Source organism: Maricurvus nonylphenolicus (assembly GCF_042854845.1).
In the GTDB taxonomy this organism is placed as follows: domain Bacteria; phylum Pseudomonadota; class Gammaproteobacteria; order Pseudomonadales; family Cellvibrionaceae; genus Maricurvus; species Maricurvus nonylphenolicus.
Genome location: NZ_AP031498.1, coordinates 1,684,688 through 1,710,662 on the forward strand (window position 1 = coordinate 1,684,688; position 25,975 = coordinate 1,710,662).

A 25,975-nucleotide genomic window follows, 5' to 3' on the forward strand; every position below is an offset into this window, starting at 1 on the left:
GTAAGCCTTTATGGGTAGTTATGGAGACAGGGGGGGATAGGGCTGAATCAGGCCGTTAACCCTGCATTCTCAGCTCAAGATAGCGGGCTTCAAGCTCGGCATATTGTTGTTTCAGTTTGGTCAGCTCTTCAGACTCTGAACCGCTTGCCTGGGATTCGTTACTGCTCATTTCAACCTGGGTCACCAACTGGCTGTTTTCCTGCTCGAGGCGATCGATGGTTTTGAGCATTTCTTTGCTTTCTTCGGTGTACTCGGCAATAGCAGTTTGCATAGCCGGGATCTGCGCCAGCTGCTCTGCCAGTTCCGCTTTATCGGTTTCCATGGCCTGTAACTGGGCATTGGCCTGGCTGATCTCGTTTTCCAGTAGCTGAATGCAGGTTTCAGATTCCTGTACAAAGCGAATTTGGCGCTCCAGCTGTTCCTGAAGGTCCTTGATGACGGCTTCTTTTTCCGCGGGAGAGGAGGCATTGCGCAGGCGGTTTTGCAGCTCGTTAATCAGTCGGTGTTGCTCTTCGGCGACAGAGCGTAGTTGTTTTAACTCGTTTTGAGCGCGGGGGTCTGTCTTGGTTATCTCAATGGTGTTGGTGACTGTACGGGTTTGAGAGCTACCACCAGAAACACCTTGCTGAATGCTCTGACCAACCTGGTTGTAGACATTGTTGTAATTAGACAGCAGATCATCGAAGGAGGCCTTTTGGTCGCTTGCTACCTGAATGCCTGAAAGCTGTTCGTAGTAGTCATCCGCCTGTTGCTTGGCATCACGCCACTGGTCTTCCATCTGGAAGAACAGGGCCTTAAATTTTTCCAGGTTTTCAACCCGCTGCAGTGAGCTGTCTAACTCCTGTCGCAGGGCTGCGGTATCTTCGCTGTCGCCTTCGGCAGGTGCAGCCTGGGTCCGAAAGAAAGTGACTAGCTGGGTGAATTTGTCCTCAAGGGTCACCCAGTTTGGAGTACTGCTGTCGCTGGCCAGTACGGCCTCTTTTTCACTCACTAGCGCGGCAAAGCGCAGGGCGGCTACCTGGCGGGGCAGGGGGCTGTCATTACTGAGATCCAGGGCGATATCCCGATCCGGGTTTAAGCCGCTGTGAAAATCGCGGGTTTGATCAATTAGCTGATCGAGCTGAGCAATATAGGCTTCACGGGGATCTGACTGGGCTTGAGCCTTTTTAACATCGGCTTTGGCCTGCTTAAGGTCGGCAACCAGGTCTTGAATTTTGTCTTGCAGGCGGCGCACCAGGCCTTTTAGGCCACGGGTATGAAACAACAGGAATACGCAGACGATCACCAAAACGGCAAACACTTCGGCGGCGCCAAAAATAATCCAATTGGATACCTGCATATCAACTCACTCAATGATGATACTTATAGCTATAGCCAAATTTATCGGCAGATTCGCTAAATTCACCAATTTTATTATTGTAGACCGCATTATGAGAGAAAAACCTTATAAAGGCGAGGTTATTACGGCGCTAGGTGTTATATCTACCCCTTATTGTTCAGTGCTTGCCATTCTTGGGGGGCAGCCTAGAATTGGCGGCCAATGATTAATGTAAAGAATGAGATCTTCATGGATGCCATTACAGCCCTTACCCAGCGTGTATCTTCAGGCAAACTCACTGAGCCTGGACCAGACCAAGCACAGTGTGAACTTATCTATAAAGCAGCTTTGCGCGCGGCTGACCATGGTTGTCTGAGACCCTGGCGGTTTTTAACAGTCGCCGGAGACGATCGTTATCAGTTAGGCGAGCTCTACCTGCAAGCTGGTTTGGCCGATGATCCTGAGTTATCCGAGGCCCGTCAGGATAAGTTCAAGGCCATGCCGCTACGTGCACCATTAGTGGTTGTGGCTATTGCCCGCTGTGCTGAACATCCCAAGGTTCCCAGAGAGGAAATGCTGATATCAGCCGGTGCGGGTGTGCAAAATATGATCAATGCAGCCTTTGCCTTGGGGGTAGGCGCCTACTGGCGCACAGGCGCCATGGCCTATCATTCTGTGGTCAAGCAGGGTTTGGGTATCGCAGATGATGAGGAAATAGTGGGCTATCTGTATCTGGGAACACCAAAGGTTTCCCCACGCCCAGCTCCTGAACTCGATATCGATGATTTTTTTACCCCTTGGCCCGCTAAATAGCGTTGCTATTAGGAAATCATTTATGTAAAGTACCGCCCTCGATTTGGGGGCCATAACAGGCGCCAAATTCGATAACTGGAGAGGTGTCCGAGTGGTCGAAGGAGCACGCCTGGAAAGTGTGTGTACGGCAACGTACCGAGGGTTCGAATCCCTCCCTCTCCGCCATACAAAAAAAGGCTCTATGTGAAAGCATAGAGCCTTTTTTATTGCCCCCCCACCAACTACTCTTTATTATGCCCACCCTCAGCAAAAGCAAGTAAAGCGGTCACTATGGCGGATATTAAAGGCCAGGCGGAAGCGAATCTTTATAGCCTGCAGCGCATCTTCACTATTCCAGAGTCCAGCGGGGCCACCTTGGCACAGATTGATGCCGAGATCTCAACTAATCTGGATGGCTTCCTCAGTGAGCGTATTGTCGCCTCTGAAAAAGATCTCACTGAGATCGAATCCGCGTTTTCTTCCCCCCATATCCCTGACCAGCCGTTTTACGTTTCAGGCTATACCGACTTTATTCTGAACCATCTGGTAGCTCAGTCCGTTCATACAGCAGCTCCAGGATTTATCGGCCATATGACCTCGGCACTGCCGTACTTTATGTTGCCGCTATCGAAGATTGTCACGGCACTGAATCAAAATCTGGTAAAAGTCGAGACATCCAAAGCCTTTACCCCGTTAGAGCGTCAAGTGTTGGGGATGCTTCACGGGCTTATCTACAACGCTGATGATGTGTTTTATGAGCAGTGGATGCACAACTCCAATCACGCGTTGGGAGCTTTCTGTTCGGGCGGTACGGTAGCGAATATTACGGCCCTTTGGGCGGCTCGAAACCATCTCTTGGGTGAGCAAGCCGTTGCCCGCCAGGGCTTGTACGGGGCTATGGCTGAAAAAGGCATCAAAGGTATGGCCATTTTAGTGTCCAAACGTGGTCACTACTCTTTGGCTAAAGCGGCGGACTTGTTGGGGATTGGGCGAGACAACCTGATTGCCATTGATACCGATGATAACTACAGGGTTAAAGTCGATGAGATGCGCATTAAAGCCGAGGAGCTACAACAGCAGGGGATTGCCATTCTCGGGATTGTTGGCCTTGGTGGAGCTACAGAAACGGGCAGCGTGGATGATCTCCAGGCTCTATCTGCCCTAAGTAAAGATATTGGCTGTCACTTCCATGTCGATGCGGCATGGGGTGGAGCAACCCTGTTTTCCAATAAGCATCGCAATCGCCTTAAAGGTATTGAGTTGGCCGACTCGGTCACCATTGATGCGCACAAGCAGTTTTATGTGCCTATGGGGGCGGGTATGGTGTTGTTTAAAGATCCTGAACAACTTTCCTCCATTGAGCACCATGCGGAATATATTATTCGTGAGGGCTCCAAAGACTTGGGTAGCCACACGTTGGAAGGTTCTCGCCCAGGTATGGCGCTGTTGGTCCATGCTGGTTTGAATATTATCGGCCGCAAAGGTTACGAGCTGTTGATCGATCAAGGTATGGATAAAATCCATTACTTTGCCGGCATGATTAAATGGCACAAGGACTTTGAGCTGGTGGTTGAGCCAGAATTAAACATCCTGGGCTATCGTTATGCCCCCGAATGGGTGCAAGCAGGTTTGGCACAGGCGAGTGCTGAAGTGGCTGAAAAAGTTAATGTATGCCTGGATCGCATGACCCAGTTAATTCAGAAAACCCAGCGCTCCGATGGTAAAACCTTTGTGTCTCGTACACGGGTTGATGCACCAAACTATTACCATCAGGTGATTACAGTTTTTCGGGTGGTATTGGCAAACCCGTTAACCTCGCAGAAGGTCCTGGGCAGTGTACTTGATGAGCAACAAGAGCTGGCCAAGCATAAGGATATTCAGGATATTCTTGCTGAGATAAAACAGCACTTGGGATAATCGGTCAAATGTGTTGAATAAAAAAAGCCCGGTCGTGGAAACACGACCGGGCTTTTTTGTTTTTGGCTATCAGTTAAAACTGATGTACCACCTTAACACTGCCATCCACTTCGGCTGAATCGATATAGCCAATCAGTGCCGGGTTTTCGGAAACCAGTTTTTTAACATCACCACCACTGCCAACTTCTTTGGGTGGGGTGCCTTTACCGGTAAACAGCAACTGTGCCCAGTATGCCTTGATTTGCTGGTCGTTCTTTTTCAGAACGGTGCTCACAAAGGAAGAGCGAATGGGTGAGCCTTCGGCCTGATCAACCGGAATAGCTTCTGAGCCATCGGGGAAAGCTTTCTTTTTACCCAAAAAGATCCGGGTAATATCGGCTTCCGACAGTACATTGGCATTGCTGGGATGAACCACCACGGCCACGCCGGACCAAGCGGCAGCTGAGGCAATCAACGTTAAGCCTGCTAAGGTGAGTGCAAGCAGTTGTTTCAGTGTGACTTTTTTCATCTTGCGTTCTCCTTAGAAAATTACGTCTACGCCAACGGCGATGGTGCTAACTTCACCTGCTTTACCTGCATCTGCGGTGATTTCACTACTGGATTCGTCGCTGGAATCGGTGTACTCAATTTTGAGTGCTGCAGAAGGGTGGAAGTCATAGCGAACACCGAGAGTCCAGGTTTCTCGCACCAGCTCATGCCCGTCACGATAGTCTGGAAGTAAACCGTCGCCACCGAAGTCATTGGTTTCGTACTCTGTCTCATTACTAGAGAAGGTGATATGAGGTGTCCATGAACCTACACGATAGCCTGCAGTTAGATACCAGCTATCTGTTCCTTCGGACCCTGTATCAAATGGGAAACTAGGCGTTTCGCTAAAGCTTGATGTGGTGTATTCGAAACCAGTGAAGAAACTGCCGAAGTTGCCTTTGGCGCCGAAAGATGCGTATTCAAATGTTTCTTCGTTACCGGCAGAAAATGGTCGGCCATCAGTGCCATCACCGAAAAAATCAGGAACTTCAACATCCAACTCATGATAGGCAACTCGTAACTCGAGCCAGTCATAGGAACCTGTTAGAACAATACCTATGGCTTTCTCTGTATCAAGCTGCATAAGAGAAGAGGTATCGTTATCTCCTGCGCCAAAGTAGCCCATCAGAGAAGTATCCCAATCGCCTACGCTGCCGCTATAGGTCGCAGATACACCTTCATAGGAGCTGATGGGAAGGTTATAGACGTCTTGAGGGGGGCGAATCCAGTGGTAGGCATAACCTACATCAAGATAATCGGAGTATGAATAGAATGGAATTCGTTGGCGGCCAGCTTTAGCATTAAGCTGGCTATTGATGTCGTAAGAAACATATAACCATTCAATTTCGGCGTCAAAGTCATTTGCTCCTTGAGCCGTAAGCTGTGCGACAACGGATAATCCGTCGCCCAAATCGGCGGATAGCTGCAAGCCGATATTGGTTTCAGGTTTAAAGCTGAAGTCTTCGTCATAAAAAGCGTTCGGATCACCACTAAAGACTGGGGCTACCTCATACCTTGTGGTTTCATCAAATACGCCTGGTGCGGCAATTGCGTTGCTTGCAGCCTTCTCATCATTGATAGCTTTACCGCCAACAACAGACGCGAAACCATTTACCCGTAATTCCGCCGCTTGCACCGTAAATACGGCTGAAGCAATGCCGACAGCTAATAAGGTTTTAGTTAGTGTACGTGTTTTCATACACGATTCTCCTCGGATGTAAATTGTAAGAGGCATGGTGTCTCTTATTTATGATTGTATGTATTGCCAGAACCTTCCGTGGAGAGCTTATGGGAGTGACGCCATGCGATGTTTCTCCTCCGCATCGCTATTACGGCCGATTCCACTAAAGCTTAAGCGATTCATATAAACGTCATAATAAGTTGAGTATAGATGTGCTTTGCTATAGTGCAATTTTTAATAGGTGGAACTTATTGAACGAATTTTGAGTACAACTTGAGTGCACTATTAATGTGCTAAAGAAATGAAAAGGGCTCTTTTTAGAGCCCTTTCGTAGAGTTAAAACTGATGAACAACTTTGACGCTTCCGTCTACCTCTCCAGAGTCAATGTAACCAATGAGAGCCGGGTTTTCGGCGACAAGTTTTTTAACATCTGCACCGCTGCCAACTTCTTTTGGAGGCGTGCCTTTACCGGTAAAGAGTAGCTGTGCCCAGTAAGCTTTAATTTGTTGATCGTTCTTTTTCAGAACAGTACCAACAAACGACGAGCGGATGGGGGAACCTTCGGCTTGGTCAACCGGAATGGCTTCGGCACCGTCGGGAAAGGCTTTCTTTTTACCTAAAAAGATGCGTGTTATATCTGCTTCGGATAAGGCGTTTGCATTGCTGGGATGAACAACAACAGCAACACCAGACCAAACGGAAACAGAAGCAATCAGGCTGATACCAGCTAAGGTGGCAGCAAGCAGTGTTTTGACTTTGAATATTTTCATCTTGCGTTCTCCTTAGAAAATAACATCGATGCCAACGGCGAAAGTGCTGACTTCACCAGGTTCACCTCTAATGGCTTGCACTTCGGTATCAGATTCTTCACTACGATCAGTGTACTCAAGTTTCAGTGCCGCTGAAGGGTGAAAGTCATACCTGACACCAAGAATCCAGGTTTCTGTGGCGCTGTCCTTGCCGTCTTCTGTTGATGCGCTGACGATACCATTGCCATCAAAGTCTTCTGATTCGTTCTCGGTTTCTGAAGAGGAGAAGGTAATATGAGGTGTCCATGCCCCCATGCGGTAACCTGCTGTGATATACCAATCATTTCCATCCTGGAAACCGGTTTCATTAAAGGGATTAACTGCGGCGGGTTCACCTAGTCCGCTTAGGGCATATTCTATGCCCATAAAAAGATTGCCGAAATTGGCTTTAACACCAAAAGAGGTGTAGTCAAAGACCTCTTCATTACCTGGGGAAAAAGGGCGGGTGGGAACTGCAGCCGTTGCGTCTGGCGCTTCAACATCCATATGATGATAGGAAAGACGAAGTTCCAGCCAGTCATTACTGCCTGAAAGTACAAAACCCCATAAATCGGTGAAATCCAGTTGACCAAACGGACCTGTGTCGGTGTCCAAGGCACCGTAATAGGTCTGCAATGATGTATCCCATAGGTCAATGCTGCCATTGTACGTCAGAGATACCCCTTCGTAAGTGCTAAAGCTCAGGCTATAAACATCTTGAGGCGGTCTGATCCAGTGATAGGCGTAGCCGACATCGAGGTAATCAGAATAGAAATAAAAGGGAATCCGCTGGCGGCCACCTTTTAGGTTCAGGTTATTGTTTATGTCATAGGACACATATAACCATTCGATTTCTGCATCAAAGTCGTTTGCGCCTTGGGCTGTTAATTGAGCTGTAATTGAAAGGTTACCACCCAGATCGGCGCTTAATTGCAGACCCATATTTGTTTCTGGTTTGAAGCTAAGATCATCGTCATAGCTTGAGCTGTCTGGGTCACCTGAAAAAGCTGGTGTGACAGTGTAGGTAGAATCAGCGTCCAACACGCCTGGAGCTAAAATGGTATCACTTGCTTCTTTGCTGTCACTGATGGTTCGTCCGCCAACGACAGAAGCAAAACCATTTACTCTTAACTCTGCAGCATGAGAGGCCACAACGGATGAAGTTAGGCCAATTGCAAATAGTGTTTTGGTGAGTGTACGTATTTTCATACACAATTCTCCTCGGTTTGGTAGGTGTAGAGGTATGGCATGTATTATTTATGCAGTACCAATACCTTCCGTGGAGAGCTTATGGGGCGGCTAGATCATGTGACGCTTTTCCATAGCATGACTAATGCGATAGCACCCGCTGAAGCTTAAGCAGTTAACATAAACGTCATATTAAATTGAGTATAGAAGTGCTCTGCCAGAGTGCAATTTTTAATAGCGAGGCTTTATTGTGACATTACGGGAGGGATAAGGGCCCTTGATAGGCCCTTACAGATAGAGTGATTTAGAATTGATGGACAACCTTAACACTGCCGTCTACTTCTCCCGAATCGATGTAGCCAATTAAGGCGGGATTTTCGGAAACCAGTTTTTTCACGTCACCACCACTACCCACTTCTTTAGGCGGCGTGCCTTTACCGGTAAACAGTAATTGGGCCCAGTAAGCTTTAATTTGTTGGTCGTTCTTTTTCAACACAGTGCTGACAAAAGATGACCGAATTGGCGAACCTTCGGCCTGATCAACCGGGATGGCCTCGGCGCCATCAGGAAAGGCCTTCTTTTTACCTAGAAAGATGCGGGTGATATCCGCTTCAGATAGCGCATTGGCGTTGCTGGGGTGCACCACTACGGCGACGCCCGACCAGGCAGCTGCTGAGGCGATTAAACTTAAGCTTGCTAAGGTAAGCGCAAGCAATTGTTTTAAAGTGATTTTTTTCATCTTGCGTTCTCCTTAGAAAATAACGTCAACACCAACAGCAAAAGTGCTGACTTCACGGCGTTTGCCAAAGGCAGTAACAAAGGTGTTATCAGATTCGTCGCTGCGATCGGTATACTCCACTTTCAGCGCAGCTGAAGGGTGGAAGTCGTAGCGTACGCCCAGAATCCAGGTTTCCCGAGAATCTTCATCATTGGCTAAAGAGCCGGCAGCGGTAATGCCGTTGCCATCAAGATCATCGGCTTTATAGTCACTGGCATTTGCGGAGAAGGATATATGAGGGGTCCAGGCACCCATGCGATAACCTGTGGTAATCATCCAGGTATTGGTTTCATCAACACCGGTTTCAATGCCTCCCGCTCCATCTACAAGTGCAGATACACCTGTTGCGAAAACTTCATCAAACCCTGTGCGGGTAATTTCTGCGCCTATAAAGAAGTTTCCTAAATTGGCCATGGCACCAATACTGGCAAACCAGGCGCCTTCTTCTTCACCTTCAGCAAAGGGTTGAGTGCCAAACCCTGTGACGTCAGCGGCCTCAACATCCGCTGTGTGATACGATGCCCTGAGCTGTAACCAGTCATTACTGCCGGAAAGAACGATCCCCCACAAACTGTCGAGCTGAATGTCACCAAAAGTTCCCTCGTCGCTATCTGACGCCCCTAAGTAGCCCATCAGGGAGGTATCCCAGTTACCCAAGCTGCTGGTATAAGTACCCGAAACACCTTCGTAGCTGGAGAAGGCGCTACCGTAAACATCGACTGGGGGGCGAATCCAGTGATAGGCATAACCTACGTCCAGAAAGTCTGAGTACATATAAAATGGAATGCGTTGCTTGCCGCCCTTAAGGTTGAAATTGCTGTTTACATCATAAGAGATGTAAAGCCATTCAGCCTCAGCATCGAAATCGTTTGCGCCAACAGCTGTCAATTGAGCAACGACCGATAGGCCGCTGCCGAGATCGCTGGATAACTGTAGACCTATATTGGTTTCAGGTTTAAAGCTTAGATCGTCGTCGTATGAAGAACTGTCGTTGCTGGCAAAGCTGGGGGCAACGCCAAAGGTGGAGTCACTGCCGCTGGGTAACGTTTCATCGCTAATGGTTTTACCACCGACTACAGACGCAAAACCGTTAACCCGTAATTCAGCTGCCTGGGTCCCGCTAATAGCAGTAACAATACCGACTGTGAGTAAGCTTTTTACAAATGTGCGTGTTTTCATACGCATCTCTCCCTGCGTGGAAATTGTTGTTGGTTATTTTGTGTGAATTGATGGGGACAATGGCCCATGTGATGGTGAAAGGGTTGGACTTGTTTTGGTTGAACAGAACTGTCATGAGTCACTTCATAAAACCTTAACAAATAAGAGGAGTATAGAAGTGCTTTATCAGAGTGCAAAAAATTGATGGGAAAATTTATCGATACTACGGCTGGGTGTTATTCAGCATCTCAGCGAGTACATGGCAGCAATCTGAATCCGTATAAATACCCGCCAACTCACCTTCATTCAGTACGATCACTTCAGCAATTCTCTGCTCACTCATAATATTAACCACCTTATCCAAGGGGTCGTTGATATCGGCAATATAGGCCCGTGTAGGACATAGGTCGGCAACGGTGAGCTGTTCGTCACTTGAGGGGCGGTGGCCGGGGAGGCTGGCGTATTTGATATCTCGTTCAGAAAGGATACCTTCCAGCAGACCGTTTTCCATCACCGGCAGGCGGTGGACCTGGTGGTTGGTCATTATGTCGCGTGCGACTTCAATGGTGGCGCTGGCTTCAACATATATAGGTGATGCGGTCATTACATCGGCAAGGCGCGGTATCTTCATGGGGCCCCCTTAACGCAATCCATTTTCAAGTATAGGCGGGAATCTCGCTTTGCCAGTCGCCATGGGCGGTTTATCTGATGAATCAGAATGAAAACAATAGCTTACGGCTTGCAAAGCCGGCGCAAAGCATTGATAATGCGCCGCTCTTGCAATGGTGGTCCTTTCCGGTCCTCCCGCAATGATTAACCGCAAACCCCGCCAGGCCCGGAAGGGAGCAACGGTAGTGGTGACATCATGTGCCGGGATGTGGCTGGCTAGGGCCGCCACCCAAGTACTTACCCAAAAAAGCCCCTCTGTGTTATCCAGTTTTCCCTCATCCGCTGATTGAATGTTTTGTACCTGCTCATGGCAGTTTTGGCGCCCTCTGCGTTATAATCGCGGTTTGCCCAATATAGTCACAATAAGAGCATAGAAAAGGGACCCCACATCGCTATGAGCTATCAAGTCCTGGCCCGGAAATGGCGGCCACGTACCTTTCGCGAAATGGTGGGGCAGCAGCATGTGCTGCAAGCGTTAATCAACGCGCTGGATCATAATCGTTTACATCACGCCTACCTGTTCACCGGTACCCGCGGGGTGGGTAAAACCACGATTGCCCGTATTCTGGCCAAGTGTCTGAACTGTGAAACCGGTGTTAGCTCCGAGCCCTGTGGCCAGTGTTCGGCCTGTGTGGAGATTAACGACGGTCGCTTTGTTGACCTGATTGAGGTGGATGCGGCGTCCCGTACCAAAGTGGAAGATACCCGCGAGCTACTGGAAAACGTCCAGTACGCGCCGACGCGTGGGCGCTACAAGGTATACCTGATCGATGAGGTGCATATGCTCTCATCCCACAGTTTTAATGCCTTGCTGAAAACCCTGGAAGAGCCACCTCCTCATGTGAAATTCCTGCTGGCAACCACTGATCCGCAGAAGTTGCCCGTAACCATCCTGTCGCGCTGCTTGCAGTTCCACCTGAAGAACATGAATCCGGAGCGCATCGTTGAGCACCTTAAATATGTGCTTGAGCAGGAAATGGTGCCCTTCGAAGAAGCTGCCCTGTGGCAGTTAGGCCGCGCGGCTGACGGCAGTATGCGTGATGCCATGAGTCTGACTGATCAGGCTATCGCCTTTGGTAGTGGCAAGGTAGCGGACGGTGAAGTCAGTGCCATGCTGGGCACGATTGATCAGAGTCTGGTTTATGATCTGTTAGGCGCCCTGGCCAGCCACCAGGGCGGTGAAGTATTGGCCGCTGTTGAGCGTTTATCTCAGCATGCCCCTGATTATGCGGCTGCCTTGGCTGAGTTGTTATCCGTTCTACACCGAATTGCCATTGCCCAAACCCTGCCGGAGGCTGTCGATAATAGTCGCGGTGATCGGGACCGGGTGTTGGATTTGGCACAGTTGCTGCCAGCGGAAGACATTCAACTGTTTTACCAAACTGCCTTGCTTGGTCGCCGGGACCTACCTTTAGCCCCAGACCCCCGTGGCGGTTTTGAGATGGTGTTATTGCGCATGTTGGCCTTTAAGCCACAGGGCGTGCGCGAAGTGCCGACTCAGGCACTGCCTGCGCAACAAGCGGTGTCTGCGCCGCAGGCAGTAGCTGCTGCTGTTCCAGCTGCGCCTGTTGCTGAATCAGTTTCGCAAGCAGAGCAGGCGCAGCCGGATGCGGCCCCATCTGCTAATCCAGCTCCGCAGCCTGAACCACAAGATACACCTCCTTGGCAGGAGCCTGCTGATGAAACTGCAGTTGCAGATATTCAGCCTCAAAACCCTACACAACAGGTACCACCGGTAAAAAAGCCTGAAGCGCCGCCTCAGGCGGTATCCGCTGGCCCTTCAGCAGCTCTCGCGGTACTGGATGGCAATGCCGCACCGGTAATGGACGTGTCGGCAGCTGCCCCCGCTGCCCAGCCGATGAATCAGCCTTCGCCTATGGCTGAGGCTGTATTGAATGCCCCAGTGGCCGAGCCTGCAGCCCTGGCAGAAGTTGAAACTATCCGCTCGCCGGAAGTAACCTCGCCTGAGCCTGCCGCAGTAGCCGTGGAATACGATCAGACCGTAGCCCCGGCCAATGAAGTTGCTCAACCTGAGCCAGTACCTGATATTGAAAAAGTCAGCTTTGATCAGGTAGGGCCGGACACTTGGATTCCTGTCTATCTAGGCCTGGGCGTGGGCGGTGTACTACAGAGTACCGTATCCAACTGTTTGCTGGTGGGGCGTGAGGGCAATACCCTGCATTTCCTGTTAGATCAAAATAACAGCATGCTCTACGATGAGTCGCACCAACAGCGGTTGTCAGAAATGCTGAGCAATTACTTTGGTCAGCCGGTACAGGCGTTGATTAGCCAGGGAGCTGTGGATAGGGAAACGCCAGCGGCTTACGCTATTCGCCTTAAGGCCGAGCGGCAGGCCCAGGCCCTTAATGCCATGCAAACGGATCCGTTAGTGCAACAATTGTTGCAGCATTTTGACGCTATATTGCAAACCGATACAGTCGTCCCCATAGATAACTAGACAGTCAAGCTAAAAGATAGAACAGGTAAAGAAGTATGAACGGTCTCGGCGATTTGATGAAAAAAGCCCAGGAAATGCAGGCTAATATGCAGAAAATGCAGGAAGAATTGGCCAATGCAGAGGTTTTGGGTGAGTCTGGTGCTGGCCTGGTTAAAGTGACCATGACCGGGCGCCACGATGTGAAAAAGGTTGAAATTGACAGTAGCCTGATGAGCGAAGACAAGGAAATGCTGGAAGACCTGCTGGCGGCTGCAGTGAATGATGCCGTACGCAAGGTTGAAGCCAATAGTCGTGAAAAAATGACAGACCTGACTGGCGGTATGCAAATGCCTCCTGGTTTTAAAATGCCCTTCTAAGCGTCGCTCAGAGAAATACAACACATGTTTAGCCCCTTAATTGATGAATTGATGAGCGCCTTGCGCTGCTTGCCAGGCGTAGGCCCTAAATCGGCCCAGCGTATGGCCTTACAGCTGTTGGAGCGCGATCGGGAAGGGGCTGGGCGTCTGGCCACAGCATTATCCAATGCGGTGGAAGGGGTTGGACGCTGTCGCTTGTGTCGCACCCTGACAGAGCAGGATATTTGCGGAACCTGTAGCAACAGCAAGCGAGATGACAGCTTATTGTGTGTGGTGGAAACGCCTGCAGATGTACTGGCCATTGAATCGGCTGGGACCTACCAGGGTAAGTATTTTGTCCTGATGGGGCATTTATCACCGATTGATGGTATTGGTCCTGCAGAGATAGGTATCGATGTGCTGGCCCAACGCTTACGCGAAGAGGGTATAGGCGAGTTAATTTTGGCTACCAACCCCACCGTAGAAGGTGAAGCCACGGCCCACTATATTGCCGAGCTTGCTCGCGGCCAGGGGGTTAAAGTATCGCGAATTGCCCATGGTGTCCCGTTAGGCGGGGAGCTTGAATATATCGATGGCGGTACCCTGGCCCATGCCTTCTCAAGCCGTCGTGCTCTGTAATTCGCAGCTGGTTTGATTTTAATTGAGTGCCTTTTAACAGAGTGACCTTGTGAGCAGTACTGAAACCATTAAGACCGATGCCATATGGGTCGATAACGATGCGCAGTTGGCTGAATTGTGCCAGCAGTGGCAGCAGCAGTCCGCACTGGCGATCGACACCGAATTTATGCGCACCTCCACCTTCTATCCCCAGGCCGCTTTGTTTCAGGTTGGGGATGGTCAGGGCTGTTACCTGATTGACCCACTGGCGATAAAAGACTTCTCCCCATTCCAGGAACTGATGCGCAACCCTGCTGTGGTTAAGGTGCTACACGCCTGCTCGGAAGACCTGGAGGTTTTTCGTTACTTCCTGCAAGTTGTCCCTTCACCTTTATTTGATACCCAGATTGCCGCGGCCTTTACTGGCGATGGCTTTTCGATGGGCTATGCGCGTCTGGTCAATGCTCTTTTGGGCGTTGAGCTGCCAAAAAGTGAGACCCGCTCAGATTGGCTGCAACGCCCCTTGAGTCAATCACAATTGCGTTACGCGGCCTTGGATGTTGCCTATTTAATGGTGGTGTACGGAAAACTGTTACAGCGGTTAAAAGGATTGGAGCGCTTGGATTGGGTTAAAACCGAATGCCAGCAGCTTGTTGATGCCGCCGAAGTGGAAGCTGATGGCGCGGATTATTACCTGAAAGTTAAAAGCGCCTGGAAACTCAGTCGTCAGGAACTGGCGGTGTTACGCGAATTGTGCAAATGGCGCGAAGAGCAAGCCAGAACCCGCGATGTACCGCGTAATCGCTTGATTAAAGAGCGAACCCTGTGGGATATGGCGAAATATAAACCGCAGGCTATGCCTATGCTGGCCAAGATTGAAGGTATGCCGCCGCGTACGTTGCGCACAGATGGAGAACAGCTGCTAGCCTTGATAGAGCAGGGGTTAAATTGCCCTGCGGCCCAACAGCCGTCGCTAATGGAAAAGCCTCTGCCACCTGCGGCCGGGGATCTGTTGAAAGCATTAAAGCAGCAGGTGAGGGAGTTGGCGGAGCAGTTAAATTTGGCGCCAGAAGTGTTGGTGCGTAAGAAAGATTTCGAGGCCCTGGTACGTTCTGGCTTGAAAACCGGTGAGTACCTTTTGCCCCCCAGCTTAAAAGGTTGGCGCCGAGGGGTGGTAGGCGAAGAGTTGCTGGAACTTGCTAACCATTGGCCTCACTAACCATGGGCCTCATTAACTACTGGCCCCACTAACATCCAGCTGATAGTTACACCTAGCTAATATAAAGACGCGATTAGGACACTTCATGAAATTACTGTGTGATATTTATAAAAGCCCTAAAGATAATGATATGTATCTTTATGTCAAAAAGCAGGAAGGCCTTGAGCGTGTACCGGAAGCCCTGATAGAGCGCTTTGGTAAACCTACGCACGTGATGACACTGGTACTGACACCAGGTAAAAAACTGGCTCGGGTATCGGTGGAAAAACTTATTGAGCAGCTCGATCAAAGTGGCTTCTACTTACAGTTACCGCCGCAGCCTGAAGCTTATATGCAGGCTGTTAACGAGCAGAACAGCAAACTGGCGAAATAGTTATTCTGGGTCAACTTGATAGAACCTCCCAAAGAAGTATCCCGTGGCATATCAACCCTTTTGGCAGCGTAAAACCCTGGCACAGATGTCACCCAGTGAATGGGAGGCGCTGTGCGATGGTTGTGGCAAGTGCTGTTTACATAAGCTGGAAGACGAAGATGATGGCGAGGTGTATTACACCCGCGTAGCCTGTCGACTGCTTGATCATGATTCGTGTCGCTGCTCAGATTACGCCCGTCGTTTGGATCAGGTGCCCGATTGTCTGTCCTTACGACCCGAAGATGTGGCAGAATTCCACTGGTTGCCAAGTACTTGTGCTTATCGCCTGATTGCCGAAGGTCATGCATTGGCTGATTGGCACCCACTGGTTTCCGGGGATCCGCAATCGGTTCACAAGGCCGGTATTTCAGTTCAGGGGCGGGTACTCTCTGAAAACGATGTAGATGAAGACGATTACCAGGAACAGATAATTCACTGGGTTTACTAGAGGCTGTTAACACTAATATGACATCAGAAGCTTACATTACTGCCTGGCTCCTCTACTTGTGTGGGGCGACCGGATTACTGGTCGTTGTGTGGTATTTAACGCGTTCACTGAAAAGTGCGGCGTTGCGTGAACCTCTGCGTTTAATTGCCGCTGTATGCCTGCTATTTCCTTTCCCGATTGATGATGGCTACAGCGAGTGGGCTCCGGCCTTTTTAATGTTGGCTTTTGAAGGTGTCTTTGAAGGGGGGCAGGCTGCATTACGAACTGGCATTCCCCTGTTATCGACAACCATCGCGGTGCTGATTATGGCTGGCATGGCTGAGTGGTGGTTGCGAAAGCGACAGCAACAGGCCAGCGCAGAGCGTGAGGCCACCGCTGAGTTTGATGCCTTGGTAGAAGACAGCCAGCAGCAGGCTGCACAGGCTAAGCCATCCTAGTTTTCCCCCTCACAGGTCTTATTCCTGATTGTCCCCTAAAATTGCCAACCCGCCGATAGCTGCTATAACTAGGAAGTAACAGTTATAAGAGTAAGGCGGGGATAAAACCTGTTGGTACAAATACTAACCAGCTCCCGGTCGCCTCAGCTTTACCCTTAGAACAGTAAAAACAGCGCGACAGGCGCTGTTTGTGTCTGTGTCTTTGTAAAAAGAGAAGGGATATTCGCTATGGCTAACCACATTATTATTCTGGCAGCGGTGATGATGATCGCTGGCGTATTTGGGGGCTTAATCAACTACTACCAAATGAGTCAGGAAGAGTCTGACCCCACCAGCTTACCCCGCTGCATTGTTATTGGCATAGGCGCGGCGTTTTTAGTGCCGGTGATCTTGCACCTGATAAAAAGCGATCTCATTCTTGAGATTCAGGGAGATCCTTCTCGATTGCTTATTTACACCGGTTACTGTTTGATCGCCTCGGTGGCGTCCCGCATTGTGATAACCAATATGTCAGAGAATATTCTGCGTGAAGCCAGTATGGCCAGGGTGCAGGCGGACTCTATACAGCATGATTTACGCCGCATTCAGGAGGAATTGATTCCGCTGATTGAAACGGAGACCGAGCAGGATCTTAATCACAATCATGACGAGTCCATCGAGCTGGAAAGTGATTTGGATGTAACCTCCTCAAAAGTCTTAAAAACACTGGGTTGCGGCCGATATATATTCAGGTCAATGGCAGGGCTCTGCCAGGAGGCCGATGCCGACGAAGCCACTATGGCAAAAACCCTGCACGTATTAGTGGCGCGAGATTTGGCGGGCAAAATCAGTGGTACCAAGGGGCTGCGTTGGTATCTGACTGAGAAAGGCCGACGGGTGATGGAAGTCCTGGTGTAAGTTTTGATAAAAGCACCGCTAAGGTGACCAACAATGTGTGGTCACCTTGTTATACTGTCACCCTTATATTGATACCTACATTGATATTGATAGTTGGACACGATACCCCGTGTTCTGAAGTCCTTTATCGGGCGAATGGATGACAGATAACAACAATATGAAACGATCTATGACGCGTTTGATCTTTTCCTGGCTGCTGGCCAGCCTTTTTTTGGGTTCTGTGAGCGCTGTGTATGCTCAGGATGCCCTCCAACAAGCCGCGTCTGGCTTGGATGAAGCACAACAAACAGCCGCGCAAGCGAAATTGCCCGCCGATGTGCGGGTTGTTATCGATGTATCTGGCAGTATGAAGCAGAACGATCCCAGCAACTTGCGCCAACCTGCGCTGGAGCTGCTGGTTCAGCTGTTACAGGACGATAGTCGTGCCGGTGTTTGGACCTTTGGCCGTTACATCAATATGTTGGTGCCCCATAAGCCGGTTACCGGTCGTTGGCGCGAAGATGCCAACCGCAAAGCCGCCGACATCAATTCCGTGGGTTTATTTACCAATATTGGTGAAGCGCTGGAAAAAGCCGCTTACGATCACGATAGACCCAACCCCAATTACCGTACCAGCCTGATTCTTTTAACTGATGGTATGGTCGATATCTCCCGCGATCCTGCCGAGAATGAAAAAGAATGGCGCCGCATTGTTGATGAGGTATTGCCTAAACTGCGCGATGCAGGATATGTGGTTCACACCATCGCTCTGTCGGATAACGCCGATCAAACCCTGCTCAACAAGTTGGCCCTGCAAACCGATGGTATTGCTGCGGTGGCCAAAAATGCTGACGAGCTGATGAAAATCTTTTTGCAGGCGTTTGATCAGGCAGCCCCTGCCGAGCAGGTGCCGCTGGAAGGTAACAGCTTTGTTATCGATTCCAGTATCGAGGAATTTACCGCCCTGATTTTCCGTAGCCCAGGCAGCGATCAAACCCGTTTAATCAGCCCGGATGAGACCGAATACAGTTTCGACAAAGAAGTTGAAGATGTTAATTGGTATCGCGCCGAAGCCTACGACCTGATTACCGTGCAGCGGCCGCTGGAAGGTGAGTGGCGTGTGATTGCGGATATGGACCCTGATAGCCGTGTGACAGTGGTGAGTAACCTTAACCTGTTGGTTAAGCCGCTGAAGAGCAACCTGTTTAAAGGTGACCAACTCGATGTGTCCCTGTTATTCCAGGATAACGGTAAAACCATTACTCGACCTGATTTCTTGCAGCTCCTGGATATCGATAGCACCGTAGAGCTCGGTGAAAGCCAGCAAGTTTGGCGTGAACGTATCAGTGATGGCGCGGTACCGGGTAACGGTATCTATTCCACTACCTTGACGATGTTTGAGGAAGAGGGGCGCTACCAGCTGGAGATCGATGTTGATGGTAAGAGCTTTAAACGTCGCTTTAGTCATGGGGTTAGTGTTCGCGAGCCTTTTGGAGTAACCAAAGAGAAGGTCTTGCGAGACGGCCGCACCTACTACCAGATTAATGTCGAAACCTTCAGTCAGTTTGTTGATCCGCAAAACCTGCAGGTGGTTGCGCGTATTAAGGACCCACGTGGTCGCAGCTCGATCAAACCGTTCAGTTTGAATCCTTCCGATATTTGGAGTTTGGAGCTGGCGCCAGAACACGAAGGCACCTATGACGTGCGTTTGCGTATCAGTGGTGAAGATAACAGCGGTTCTAGCTTCGATGTTGATCCGGAACCCATCACCATTACTTATCCCGATGAGGATAATCCGTTTGCTATGGAGACGGAGCCAGAGCCTGTGGCTGAGCCGGAGCCAGAACCTCAAGCGGAGCCTAAACCCGAACCTAAGCCAGAACCCAAGCCTGAACCCAAGCCAGAGCCGCAACCGGAACCCATTCCAGAACCGGAGCCTGTTGTTGAAGAAGAGTCGAGCAGTTGGCCGCTGTATGTGGGCTTGGCAGTGGGCAACCTGCTGATTCTGGTATTGGCCTTCTTTGCTTACCGCATGATTATGGGCAGTGGCGACGGCGACAGCCTAAAAGATTTGGAAGAAGCTGTTGAAGCTTCGGAGCAGGCGGACACGGAACCTGAGCCCGAAGCGCCGCCCGCACAAGAACCTGAATCACCCGCAGAAGAACCGGATATGGATGAGGTGAGTGCCGCAGAGCCCGAGCCGCAACCTGAACCCGCAGCGGAAGCCGTTGACGCTATCGAGGTTGATGAGCCACCGCAGGCCGATGAAGACCTGGCAGACAATCTGATGAATGAGGAACTGGATTTATCCAGTGATGCCTCCGCCGAAGCTGACCTGATGCCAGCCGATGAGGATGTCGCCGCAGAGGCGGAAGACCTGTTGGCAGACCTTGGCATGGGGGATGACGACTTAGCTGATGCCGGTGGTGATGACAGTTTCTCGCTGGATGACTTCGCGCCGGATAATATGGATGATGGCGAGGACGAGGAAAATAAATCGTGATAGGGTAGTGCCCTATCACGACTCTTTCTGAGTTTGTTTTTGCAATTGCCGAGTCCGTATCGATGTTTCAAACCGGAGTTCAGGGTGAAGGCCAAGGGCTGGATGATAAAGAAGGATCTCGCTGCCCTAAATGCCATTTTCGCGAAGATCTCTGTCTTTGTGTTTCGGCTCCCAGCCTTGAGAGTCGTGCATGTTTCTTTTTGTTGGTTCATTCCCGTGAGTTAAACAAGCGCAGCAATACTGGGCACTTGATTGTGCGTTGTATTGATAAGGCGCAATACGCCGTGTGGTCGAGGGTTGAAGAGCCGACAGCATTGATGTCACTGCTACAGAGCAATCACTACCAGCCTTATGTCTTGTTTCCCGCGCAGCGGTTATCAACTACGCAAACCACTGTCGTCGAGCAGGTAGCGGCAGAAAAGCCACCCTTGTTTATTTTGCTGGAAGGTACCTGGCAGGAAGCGGCCAAAATGTACCGCCAGTCCCCTTATCTACAATCACTACCGGTCATGTCTCTTAAGCCCCAGCAAACCAGTCAATATGGTTTGCGGCGCAATCAAAAAACAGAAGGCTTGGCTACGGTAGAAATTGCCATCGAATTGCTTGAGCAGCTGCAAGAACAGCAACAGGCCCGTGATTTGCAGCAGTACTTCCAGCAGTTTTTATTGCACTATGAGGCCCAGCGGAGTCAGCGCCCGTTATGAATGTTGATATTACGGTTGAACGGGTAGAGACATTAAGTTTACCGTTGGTGAATCGCTTCTATAAACAGTGTCGATACTCGGCCAAGGCGGGACGAGGTGAAGTGGTTTATGTGGCAAAAGCAGACGGTAACATTGTCGCCGCTGTACGCTTAACGCCCAAGCAGGAGGGGTATCACTTTTTACGCAGTATGTGTGTTGATCCCGAAATGCGCGGCCAGGGGATAGGTCGACAGTTGTTGTTGGGGATTCAATCCTTCCTGGATTCCACGGCCTGTTATTGTTATCCGTTTTCTCACTTGCTGGATTTTTACGCCGCGGCGGGTTTTTACCAAATCGATGACGACAAGGCCGAACACTGGATGCGAGAGCCCTTTCTGCGTTATTGTCGCCAGGGCAGGGATATCAAAATTATGGTTAGGGAACTGAATAAGGATACCTAGGATACGCTATGTGTGAGTTACTCGGCATGTCTGCTAATGTCCCCACCGATATCTGCTTTAGCTTTACCGGTCTTATCCAGCGTGGTGGTCGCACAGGCCCCCATAAAGACGGTTGGGGGATTGTGTTTTATGAAGGCAAGGGAGTGAGGGAGTTTCGCGATCCAAGCCCCAGTTGCGAGTCTGAAATTGCCAAACTGGTTCAGGATTACCCAATAAAAAGTTGTAACGTGGTGAGCCATATTCGTCAGGCCAATGTGGGTGATATATGCCTGGAGAATACGCATCCGTTTGTCAGGGAGCTGTGGGGCTGTAATTGGACCTTCGCGCACAATGGTCAATTAAAAGATTCTGAGTGGCTAAGCTTAGGCAAAGATATTCCCATCGGCACAACGGACAGTGAGCGTGCTTTTTGCTGGTTGCTCGATAAACTACGCACCGAGTTTACTTGCATGCCAGAAGATATCAGTAAACTTACAGACTTTTTGCAGGTGCATTGCGATCAATTGCGCGCGATGGGGGTGTATAACATGCTGTTATGCAACAGCCACTATTTATTTGCCTATTGCAGCACCAAATTGCACTGGATTACACGGCGAGCACCGTTTGGACAGGCGCAATTAAAAGATACAGAAATGACGGTGAATTTTGCCGGTGAAACAACGCCCAATGATATTGTGACGGTGATTGCCACAGAGCCGTTAACCGATAACGAAGTCTGGCAGCAGATGGAAACGGGAGAATTACTGGCTTTTAAAGAAGGTCTGAGGATAGTGGGGACTGATACTTGAGCGAGAGTCGGGGTCTGACCCTGCGGGTCAGACCCCAGATTCATGGCACTTACTTCAGCAGTCGTACCAACATCCCTTTGTAAATCTCAGTCAGCTGATCCAAATCACTCGCCTTAACACGTTCATTAATCTGATGAATGGTCGCATTAACAGGCCCAAGCTCAACCACTTGCGCGCCGGTAGGGGCAATAAAACGCCCGTCCGATGTCCCGCCAGCTGTGGATAACTCTGTTTCAATACCGGCCACTTCACGAATGGATTCAACACAGGCATCTACCAAGGGACCTGCGGCGGTCAGGAAGGGGTGGCCACTCAACTTCCAGTTAATGTCGTAAGTTAAACCGTGTTTATCCAAAATAGCTTCGGTGCGTTGACGTAAAATCTCTTCGGTCAGTTCGGTGGAAAAGCGGAAGTTAAACACAACGTTTAATTCACCGGGAATCACATTAGTAGCACCGGTACCGCCATTGATATTGCTAACCTGGAAACTGGTCGCCGGGAAGAAATCATTACCGTCATCCCACTTTTCTGCGGTCAGGTCTGCCAGTGCGGGGGCAAAGGTGTGGATAGGGTTTTCTGCCAGGTGCGGGTAAGCAACATGTCCTTGCTTACCTTTAACGGTCAGCTCACAACCCAGCGAGCCGCGGCGGCCATTTTTAATGGTGTCACCGGTTTTGCTGGTACTGGACGGTTCACCAACCAGGCACCAGGTGATTTTCTCGTTGCGTTCTTCCAGCCATTCGACAACTTTTACCGTGCCGTTGATCGCCGGGCCTTCTTCATCGCTGGTAATTAAAAAGGCGATGCGACCCTGGTGATCCGGGTGTTGGGCGATAAATTCTTCGCAGGCTACAACCATCGAGGCCAGGCTGCCTTTCATATCGGCGGCACCACGGCCAAACAACATCTCACCTTCGTCTGTTTCATGAAACGTCGGTTCAAACGGTGGGAACTTCCATGCGCTTTCCGGTCCTGGAGGAACTACATCGGTATGGCCTGCAAAAGCCAGAATTGGACCTTCTTCACCACGTACAGCCCAGAGGTTATCCACCTCGCCAAAGCGTAAAAACTCGCATTTGAAACCAATGGCTTCCAGGCGCTCAGCCATCATTTGCTGGCAACCGGCATCTTCCGGGGTTACCGATGGGCGACTGATTAATTGGCAGGCAAGTTCTAAAGTGGGGGAGAGGTCGGACATGGAATACTCGGGCTAGGATACGTGGTGTGAAAATGGGGTCAGAGCAAATAGATAAGGCGCTTATTTGGTCTGACCCCGCCGTTAAAAAACGGCTTAGTTGTTAGCGTGCAGCTCTTCATTCAGAGCAATGGCAGACTTGTTGGTCTTGCACTCAATTGCGCCTGTAATGGAGTTGCGGCGGAACAGCAGATCGGATTTACCGGCCAGATCACGGGCTTTGATCTTCTCAACTTCGGCACCGGTGTCATCCAGAACGATAACTTTGGTACCGGCAGTGATGTAAAGGCCAGCTTCCACGGTGCAGCGATCACCCAGAGGGATACCGATACCAGCGTTGGCGCCCAGCAGACACTCATCACCCACAGAAATGACAATGTTACCGCCACCGGACAGGGTGCCCATGGTGGAGCAACCGCCACCCAGGTCGGAGCCTTTACCGACAAATACGCCTGCGGAGATACGGCCTTCGATCATACCAGGGCCTTCGGTACCGGCATTAAAGTTAACAAAACCTTCGTGCATGATGGTGGTGCCTTCGCCAATGTAAGCACCCAGGCGTACGCGGGCGGTGTGGGCAATACGCACACCGGCAGGCACAACGTAGTTGGTCATTTTCGGGAATTTATCCACACAGTCGACATCCAGCAGCTCACCCTTCAGGCGTGCTTGCAGTTGACGCTCTGGCAGTTCTGCCAGGTCAACAGCGCCCTGGTTGGTCCAGGCAACGTTAGGCAGGGTGCCGAACAGGCCGTCCAGTACCACACCGTGTGGCTTAACCAGGCGGTGAGAAATCAGGTGCAGTTTCAGGTAGCCTTCAGGTACAGAGCTAGGTGCAGCATCTTCAGCCAATACTGCTGCAACCAGTGGGCGCTCGCTGTCTTTCAGGCTACGGGCAATAGTCGCTTGCTCGGCGGCACCGGCAGCGTCCAGGGCGGTAGCCAGGGCATCCAGTTTGCTGGCATCCAAATCAATAGCCTGGTTGCCACCACTGTAGGCCAGGGCTTCAGTGATAGCCGCTGTGACTTCTGCTGAAGGGTTAAGCGCAGGTTGTGGGAAGAAAACTTCCAGCCATTCGCCTTTGCTGTTTTGGGTGCCGACACCCAGACCGAAACTAAAAAGATTGCTCATAGTATTTTCCTGATCGTGAGTCGGGACTATTCATAGGTGCCGACTGTCTACATGTTTTAAAAATTCTGTCTTTGGCTGTATTAACCCAGTAACGCTTGATATTGGTCGGCTTTAAAGCCAACGTGACGCTCGCTGCCTGTGTCCAGCAGTGGGCGCTTAATCAAGGTTGGGTTCTCGAGAATAACTTCAATCACCGATTGGTCATTCAGGGAAGACTTGGCGCTATCACTTAAGCCTTTCCAAGTGGTGCTGCGTTTATTGACCAGTGTTTCCCAGCCCAGCTCGCTGACCCACTTACTGACCTGTTGTTGCTCCAGGCCGTCTTCGCGAAAATCGTGGAATTCATAGGCGATATTTTGATCATCAAGCCAGCGTTTGGCTTTTTTCACGGTATCGCAGTTTTTGATGCCATAGAGGCGAATGGACTTTGCCATGGAGTTGGTCACCGATTGTTAACAAGGTCTCTGTTTAATACCCCAGATGGGCCTTTTCGTAGGAGGCCCGATTCGAGGGCGCAAATCATAGCAAAATTCTGCTCCTTTGTTGATGGTTAGGGGGCTGGATGGGGATGATTAATCTGCATAATAGCCTTAACAAAAGCAGGGCCTTGGCGTTAAACTGTGCACTAATTAGGCGTTCTACTGTCATGGTGGAACAAGGATAATGAATAATAACAATGAAAATGGTCAGAGATAGCTTGATACTTTCGTTATGTATCCTGTTGGGGCTTGGGGCTCGGGTTGCTATAGCGGCGGAAGTGCAGGTGGGGTTTGGGCAACAAAAGCCACCCTTTGTGTTTATCGAGGAAAAGCGTGGGCTTGAACTGGATTTGGTTCGCGAGGCCCTGGCTTACCGTGGTCACACCATGCAGGCCACCCTGTTACCCAAGCGGCGCCTGCAGCGCATGCTACATGCCAAAAAGCTTGATGGCATGGCATCACTGCGGATTTCGGAATCATCGCCGGGGGTGTATTTCAGTGCTCCCTATATCACTTTTAATAACTTCGCGATCAGTAAGTTGTCGGCTAACCATGTTATTAACAGCTTTGAGGACTTACGTGGCAAGCGCGTCTTGGCCTGGCCTAATGCTCGCAAGGACTTAGGGGCGGATTTTGCACGTGTTGTGGTACCTCCGGTGGGCATGCGCGGTCTGTATTCCGAGCATGAGCAGACGGAACAGAATCGGTTTTTCTGGCGCTACCCCAACGCCGTCATTCTGATTGATAAATCTATCTTTGGCTGGTTTCGCCAGCAGCTGTCCATCTCACTGGATACATCGGAAGAAGTGGTACTGCATCCCATCTTTGAGGGTGGTAGTCGTTACGGGGTGGCATTTCATAACGAAGTTATACGTAACGACTTTGATGCCGGACTGGCGCAGTTGCATTCAACGGGGCGCTATCAGGCGCTAGTGGAAAGCTATATAAAGTAACCCTAGGGCTTTAACACTTTTTTAGGGTGTTTGCGGTTCGGGTAACAGGTGGTGCAAATCTCGCACACGGTGCCGTCGCAGCCTCTGGCCGAGCAGTACTCTCGACCGTAATAGATAATCTGCAGATGCAGCTTGTTCCAGGATTCGATGGGGAACAGGCGCTTAAGATCTTTTTCGGTCTGAGCAACATTTTTGCCGTTGGTCAGTCCCCAGCGCTGAGCCAGGCGATGGATATGGGTGTCAACCGGGAAAGCGGGTTGACCAAAAGCCTGGGTCATCACCACACCAGCGGTTTTGTGGCCCACACCGGGTAATTTCTCCAGCTCATCCATATCCGCGGGCACTTCGCCATTGTGTTCTTCTACCAGAATTTGCGACAGCTTGGCGATGGCTTTGGATTTCTGTGGCGACAGGCCACAGGGGCGAATAATCTCTTTGATTTGCTCTGGCGTTTTCTTGGCCATATCAAATGGATTATCTGCCAGTTGCCACAGCGCAGGGGTAACCTGGTTGACCCGCTCATCGGTACATTGGGCGGATAGCAGTACGGCCACCAACAGGGTGTAGGGATCCTTGTGATCCAGAGGAATAGGCGGCTCTGGGTAAAGCTCGTTCAGGCGTTGGTGGATATAATCAACGCGCTCGGCTTTGAGCATATTTTT

The 25,975-nt window shown here is 50.4% G+C and carries 27 protein-coding genes, 1 tRNA gene and 1 other RNA gene; 17 read left to right on the top strand and 12 right to left on the bottom strand.

All coding sequences use genetic code 11. The features are described 5' to 3' along the window. Positions 1 to 55 precede the first annotated feature (55 nt). Entirely contained in the window at positions 56 to 1,339 is a 1,284-nt protein-coding gene (locus ACGHZ6_RS07205; protein WP_390618155.1) for a hypothetical protein, read from the bottom strand. Positions 1,340 to 1,567: 228 nt separating this feature from the next. Here ACGHZ6_RS07205 and ACGHZ6_RS07210 point away from each other — a divergent pair, with 228 nt between their 5' ends. The 3 genes from ACGHZ6_RS07210 (at position 1,568) to panP (ending at position 4,027) form a co-directional block, all read left to right on the top strand. After that, positions 1,568 to 2,131, top strand: a complete 564-nt coding sequence (locus ACGHZ6_RS07210; RefSeq protein ID WP_390618156.1) for a nitroreductase — start codon at positions 1,568 to 1,570, stop codon at positions 2,129 to 2,131. Between the two features lie 77 nt (positions 2,132 to 2,208). After that, positions 2,209 to 2,296: transfer RNA gene (locus ACGHZ6_RS07215), tRNA-Ser, on the top strand. Positions 2,297 to 2,401: 105 nt separating this feature from the next. After that, positions 2,402 to 4,027: a pyridoxal-dependent aspartate 1-decarboxylase PanP gene (gene panP, locus ACGHZ6_RS07220; RefSeq protein WP_390618157.1), complete on the top strand. Its 1,626-nt coding sequence runs from the start codon at positions 2,402 to 2,404 to the stop codon at positions 4,025 to 4,027. A gap of 73 nt (positions 4,028 to 4,100) precedes the next feature. Here panP and ACGHZ6_RS07225 read toward each other — a convergent pair whose 3' ends face one another. The 7 genes from ACGHZ6_RS07225 to ACGHZ6_RS07255 all read right to left on the bottom strand — a co-directional run bounded on the left by ACGHZ6_RS07225 (position 4,101) and on the right by ACGHZ6_RS07255 (position 10,279). Then, positions 4,101 to 4,535 carry a phosphate ABC transporter substrate-binding protein gene (locus ACGHZ6_RS07225; RefSeq protein WP_390618158.1) on the bottom strand — a complete coding sequence of 145 codons (435 nt, stop codon included), beginning with the start codon at positions 4,533 to 4,535 and terminating at the stop codon, positions 4,101 to 4,103. A gap of 12 nt (positions 4,536 to 4,547) precedes the next feature. Then, on the bottom strand, positions 4,548 to 5,753 hold the full coding sequence (locus tag ACGHZ6_RS07230) for a hypothetical protein (RefSeq protein WP_390618159.1): 1,206 nt from the start codon (positions 5,751 to 5,753) through the stop codon (positions 4,548 to 4,550). A 318-nt stretch (positions 5,754 to 6,071) separates the two neighbouring features. Then, the gene (locus ACGHZ6_RS07235; protein WP_390618160.1) at positions 6,072 to 6,506 is read right to left on the bottom strand and encodes a phosphate ABC transporter substrate-binding protein; all 435 of its coding nucleotides are present in this window, start codon (positions 6,504 to 6,506) and stop codon (positions 6,072 to 6,074) included. Positions 6,507 to 6,518: 12 nt separating this feature from the next. Then, positions 6,519 to 7,733, bottom strand: coding sequence for a porin (locus tag ACGHZ6_RS07240; RefSeq protein WP_390618161.1), 1,215 nt, complete (start codon positions 7,731 to 7,733; stop codon positions 6,519 to 6,521). Between the two features lie 283 nt (positions 7,734 to 8,016). After that, complete coding sequence (locus ACGHZ6_RS07245; RefSeq protein WP_390618162.1) at positions 8,017 to 8,451, bottom strand: phosphate ABC transporter substrate-binding protein; 435 nt, start codon at positions 8,449 to 8,451, stop codon at positions 8,017 to 8,019. Positions 8,452 to 8,463: 12 nt separating this feature from the next. After that, positions 8,464 to 9,669 carry a hypothetical protein gene (locus tag ACGHZ6_RS07250; RefSeq protein ID WP_390618163.1) on the bottom strand — a complete coding sequence of 402 codons (1,206 nt, stop codon included), beginning with the start codon at positions 9,667 to 9,669 and terminating at the stop codon, positions 8,464 to 8,466. Positions 9,670 to 9,871: 202 nt separating this feature from the next. Further along, positions 9,872 to 10,279 carry an HPP family protein gene (locus ACGHZ6_RS07255; RefSeq protein WP_390618164.1) on the bottom strand — a complete coding sequence of 136 codons (408 nt, stop codon included), beginning with the start codon at positions 10,277 to 10,279 and terminating at the stop codon, positions 9,872 to 9,874. A gap of 162 nt (positions 10,280 to 10,441) precedes the next feature. Here ACGHZ6_RS07255 and ffs point away from each other — a divergent pair. The 13 genes from ffs to ACGHZ6_RS07320 all read left to right on the top strand — a co-directional run bounded on the left by ffs (position 10,442) and on the right by ACGHZ6_RS07320 (position 21,555). Further along, an RNA gene (gene ffs, locus ACGHZ6_RS07260) (signal recognition particle sRNA small type) lies at positions 10,442 to 10,538 on the top strand. A gap of 173 nt (positions 10,539 to 10,711) precedes the next feature. Further along, positions 10,712 to 12,775, top strand: coding sequence for a DNA polymerase III subunit gamma/tau (gene dnaX, locus ACGHZ6_RS07265; RefSeq protein WP_390618165.1), 2,064 nt, complete (start codon positions 10,712 to 10,714; stop codon positions 12,773 to 12,775). Between the two features lie 35 nt (positions 12,776 to 12,810). After that, the gene (locus tag ACGHZ6_RS07270) at positions 12,811 to 13,131 is read left to right on the top strand and encodes a YbaB/EbfC family nucleoid-associated protein (protein ID WP_390618166.1); all 321 of its coding nucleotides are present in this window, start codon (positions 12,811 to 12,813) and stop codon (positions 13,129 to 13,131) included. Positions 13,132 to 13,155: 24 nt separating this feature from the next. Continuing rightward, complete coding sequence (gene recR / locus ACGHZ6_RS07275) at positions 13,156 to 13,749, top strand: recombination mediator RecR (RefSeq protein ID WP_390618167.1); 594 nt, start codon at positions 13,156 to 13,158, stop codon at positions 13,747 to 13,749. A 49-nt stretch (positions 13,750 to 13,798) separates the two neighbouring features. Continuing rightward, a complete protein-coding gene (gene rnd / locus ACGHZ6_RS07280; RefSeq protein ID WP_390618168.1) occupies positions 13,799 to 14,947 on the top strand; it encodes a ribonuclease D in 1,149 nt (382 codons plus the stop codon). An 85-nt stretch (positions 14,948 to 15,032) separates the two neighbouring features. Further along, a complete protein-coding gene (locus ACGHZ6_RS07285; RefSeq protein WP_390618169.1) occupies positions 15,033 to 15,320 on the top strand; it encodes a YcgL domain-containing protein in 288 nt (95 codons plus the stop codon). Between the two features lie 43 nt (positions 15,321 to 15,363). Next, positions 15,364 to 15,807, top strand: a complete 444-nt coding sequence (locus tag ACGHZ6_RS07290; RefSeq protein ID WP_390618170.1) for a YcgN family cysteine cluster protein — start codon at positions 15,364 to 15,366, stop codon at positions 15,805 to 15,807. Between the two features lie 17 nt (positions 15,808 to 15,824). Continuing rightward, positions 15,825 to 16,244, top strand: coding sequence for a hypothetical protein (locus ACGHZ6_RS07295; RefSeq protein WP_390618171.1), 420 nt, complete (start codon positions 15,825 to 15,827; stop codon positions 16,242 to 16,244). Between the two features lie 228 nt (positions 16,245 to 16,472). Beyond that, positions 16,473 to 17,141, top strand: coding sequence for a YEATS-associated helix-containing protein (locus tag ACGHZ6_RS07300; RefSeq protein ID WP_390618172.1), 669 nt, complete (start codon positions 16,473 to 16,475; stop codon positions 17,139 to 17,141). A gap of 157 nt (positions 17,142 to 17,298) precedes the next feature. Next, positions 17,299 to 19,623 (top strand): VWA domain-containing protein, encoded by a 2,325-nt coding sequence (locus tag ACGHZ6_RS07305; protein WP_390618173.1) that lies wholly within the window; start codon positions 17,299 to 17,301, stop codon positions 19,621 to 19,623. Positions 19,624 to 19,685: 62 nt separating this feature from the next. Then, a complete protein-coding gene (locus tag ACGHZ6_RS07310; protein ID WP_390618174.1) occupies positions 19,686 to 20,327 on the top strand; it encodes a tRNA-uridine aminocarboxypropyltransferase in 642 nt (213 codons plus the stop codon). Then, entirely contained in the window at positions 20,324 to 20,767 is a 444-nt protein-coding gene (locus tag ACGHZ6_RS07315; RefSeq protein WP_390618175.1) for a GNAT family N-acetyltransferase, read from the top strand. The genes ACGHZ6_RS07310 and ACGHZ6_RS07315 overlap by 4 nt, the downstream gene beginning before the upstream one ends. An 8-nt stretch (positions 20,768 to 20,775) precedes the next feature. Continuing rightward, positions 20,776 to 21,555: a class II glutamine amidotransferase gene (locus ACGHZ6_RS07320; RefSeq protein WP_390618176.1), complete on the top strand. Its 780-nt coding sequence runs from the start codon at positions 20,776 to 20,778 to the stop codon at positions 21,553 to 21,555. A gap of 49 nt (positions 21,556 to 21,604) precedes the next feature. Here ACGHZ6_RS07320 and dapE read toward each other — a convergent pair whose 3' ends face one another. The 3 genes from dapE to ACGHZ6_RS07335 all read right to left on the bottom strand — a co-directional run bounded on the left by dapE (position 21,605) and on the right by ACGHZ6_RS07335 (position 24,315). Continuing rightward, the gene (gene dapE, locus ACGHZ6_RS07325) at positions 21,605 to 22,753 is read right to left on the bottom strand and encodes a succinyl-diaminopimelate desuccinylase (protein ID WP_390618177.1); all 1,149 of its coding nucleotides are present in this window, start codon (positions 22,751 to 22,753) and stop codon (positions 21,605 to 21,607) included. Positions 22,754 to 22,846: 93 nt separating this feature from the next. Then, a complete protein-coding gene (dapD, locus tag ACGHZ6_RS07330; RefSeq protein ID WP_390618178.1) occupies positions 22,847 to 23,881 on the bottom strand; it encodes a 2,3,4,5-tetrahydropyridine-2,6-dicarboxylate N-succinyltransferase in 1,035 nt (344 codons plus the stop codon). 80 nt (positions 23,882 to 23,961) lie between these two features. Continuing rightward, positions 23,962 to 24,315 carry an ArsC family reductase gene (locus ACGHZ6_RS07335; protein WP_390618179.1) on the bottom strand — a complete coding sequence of 118 codons (354 nt, stop codon included), beginning with the start codon at positions 24,313 to 24,315 and terminating at the stop codon, positions 23,962 to 23,964. Between the two features lie 242 nt (positions 24,316 to 24,557). On the opposite strand from ACGHZ6_RS07335, the gene ACGHZ6_RS07340 reads away from it, so the two are divergent. Next, positions 24,558 to 25,313, top strand: coding sequence for a substrate-binding periplasmic protein (locus tag ACGHZ6_RS07340; protein WP_390618180.1), 756 nt, complete (start codon positions 24,558 to 24,560; stop codon positions 25,311 to 25,313). Between the two features lie 2 nt (positions 25,314 to 25,315). Here ACGHZ6_RS07340 and nth read toward each other — a convergent pair whose 3' ends face one another. Further along, positions 25,316 to 25,969: an endonuclease III gene (gene nth / locus ACGHZ6_RS07345; protein WP_390619152.1), complete on the bottom strand. Its 654-nt coding sequence runs from the start codon at positions 25,967 to 25,969 to the stop codon at positions 25,316 to 25,318. Positions 25,970 to 25,975: the final 6 nt, after the last annotated feature.

Bases quoted from the DNA above. Each gene is read 5' to 3' on its own strand.
- ACGHZ6_RS07205 (WP_390618155.1), bottom strand. From the start codon at position 1,339: ATGCAGGTATCCAATTGGATTATTTTTGGCGCCGCCGAAGTGTTTGCC.
- ACGHZ6_RS07210 (WP_390618156.1), top strand. From the start codon at position 1,568: ATGGATGCCATTACAGCCCTTACCCAGCGTGTATCTTCAGGCAAACTC.
- panP (WP_390618157.1), top strand. From the start codon at position 2,402: ATGGCGGATATTAAAGGCCAGGCGGAAGCGAATCTTTATAGCCTGCAG.
- ACGHZ6_RS07225 (WP_390618158.1), bottom strand. From the start codon at position 4,535: ATGAAAAAAGTCACACTGAAACAACTGCTTGCACTCACCTTAGCAGGC.
- ACGHZ6_RS07230 (WP_390618159.1), bottom strand. From the start codon at position 5,753: ATGAAAACACGTACACTAACTAAAACCTTATTAGCTGTCGGCATTGCT.
- ACGHZ6_RS07235 (WP_390618160.1), bottom strand. From the start codon at position 6,506: ATGAAAATATTCAAAGTCAAAACACTGCTTGCTGCCACCTTAGCTGGT.
- ACGHZ6_RS07240 (WP_390618161.1), bottom strand. From the start codon at position 7,733: ATGAAAATACGTACACTCACCAAAACACTATTTGCAATTGGCCTAACT.
- ACGHZ6_RS07245 (WP_390618162.1), bottom strand. From the start codon at position 8,451: ATGAAAAAAATCACTTTAAAACAATTGCTTGCGCTTACCTTAGCAAGC.
- ACGHZ6_RS07250 (WP_390618163.1), bottom strand. From the start codon at position 9,669: ATGAAAACACGCACATTTGTAAAAAGCTTACTCACAGTCGGTATTGTT.
- ACGHZ6_RS07255 (WP_390618164.1), bottom strand. From the start codon at position 10,279: ATGAAGATACCGCGCCTTGCCGATGTAATGACCGCATCACCTATATAT.
- dnaX (WP_390618165.1), top strand. From the start codon at position 10,712: ATGAGCTATCAAGTCCTGGCCCGGAAATGGCGGCCACGTACCTTTCGC.
- ACGHZ6_RS07270 (WP_390618166.1), top strand. From the start codon at position 12,811: ATGAACGGTCTCGGCGATTTGATGAAAAAAGCCCAGGAAATGCAGGCT.
- recR (WP_390618167.1), top strand. From the start codon at position 13,156: ATGTTTAGCCCCTTAATTGATGAATTGATGAGCGCCTTGCGCTGCTTG.
- ACGHZ6_RS07285 (WP_390618169.1), top strand. From the start codon at position 15,033: ATGAAATTACTGTGTGATATTTATAAAAGCCCTAAAGATAATGATATG.
- ACGHZ6_RS07295 (WP_390618171.1), top strand. From the start codon at position 15,825: ATGACATCAGAAGCTTACATTACTGCCTGGCTCCTCTACTTGTGTGGG.
- ACGHZ6_RS07300 (WP_390618172.1), top strand. From the start codon at position 16,473: ATGGCTAACCACATTATTATTCTGGCAGCGGTGATGATGATCGCTGGC.
- ACGHZ6_RS07305 (WP_390618173.1), top strand. From the start codon at position 17,299: ATGAAACGATCTATGACGCGTTTGATCTTTTCCTGGCTGCTGGCCAGC.
- ACGHZ6_RS07310 (WP_390618174.1), top strand. From the start codon at position 19,686: ATGTTTCAAACCGGAGTTCAGGGTGAAGGCCAAGGGCTGGATGATAAA.
- ACGHZ6_RS07315 (WP_390618175.1), top strand. From the start codon at position 20,324: ATGAATGTTGATATTACGGTTGAACGGGTAGAGACATTAAGTTTACCG.
- ACGHZ6_RS07320 (WP_390618176.1), top strand. From the start codon at position 20,776: ATGTGTGAGTTACTCGGCATGTCTGCTAATGTCCCCACCGATATCTGC.
- dapE (WP_390618177.1), bottom strand. From the start codon at position 22,753: ATGTCCGACCTCTCCCCCACTTTAGAACTTGCCTGCCAATTAATCAGT.
- dapD (WP_390618178.1), bottom strand. From the start codon at position 23,881: ATGAGCAATCTTTTTAGTTTCGGTCTGGGTGTCGGCACCCAAAACAGC.
- ACGHZ6_RS07335 (WP_390618179.1), bottom strand. From the start codon at position 24,315: ATGGCAAAGTCCATTCGCCTCTATGGCATCAAAAACTGCGATACCGTG.
- ACGHZ6_RS07340 (WP_390618180.1), top strand. From the start codon at position 24,558: ATGAAAATGGTCAGAGATAGCTTGATACTTTCGTTATGTATCCTGTTG.
- nth (WP_390619152.1), bottom strand. From the start codon at position 25,969: ATGCTCAAAGCCGAGCGCGTTGATTATATCCACCAACGCCTGAACGAG.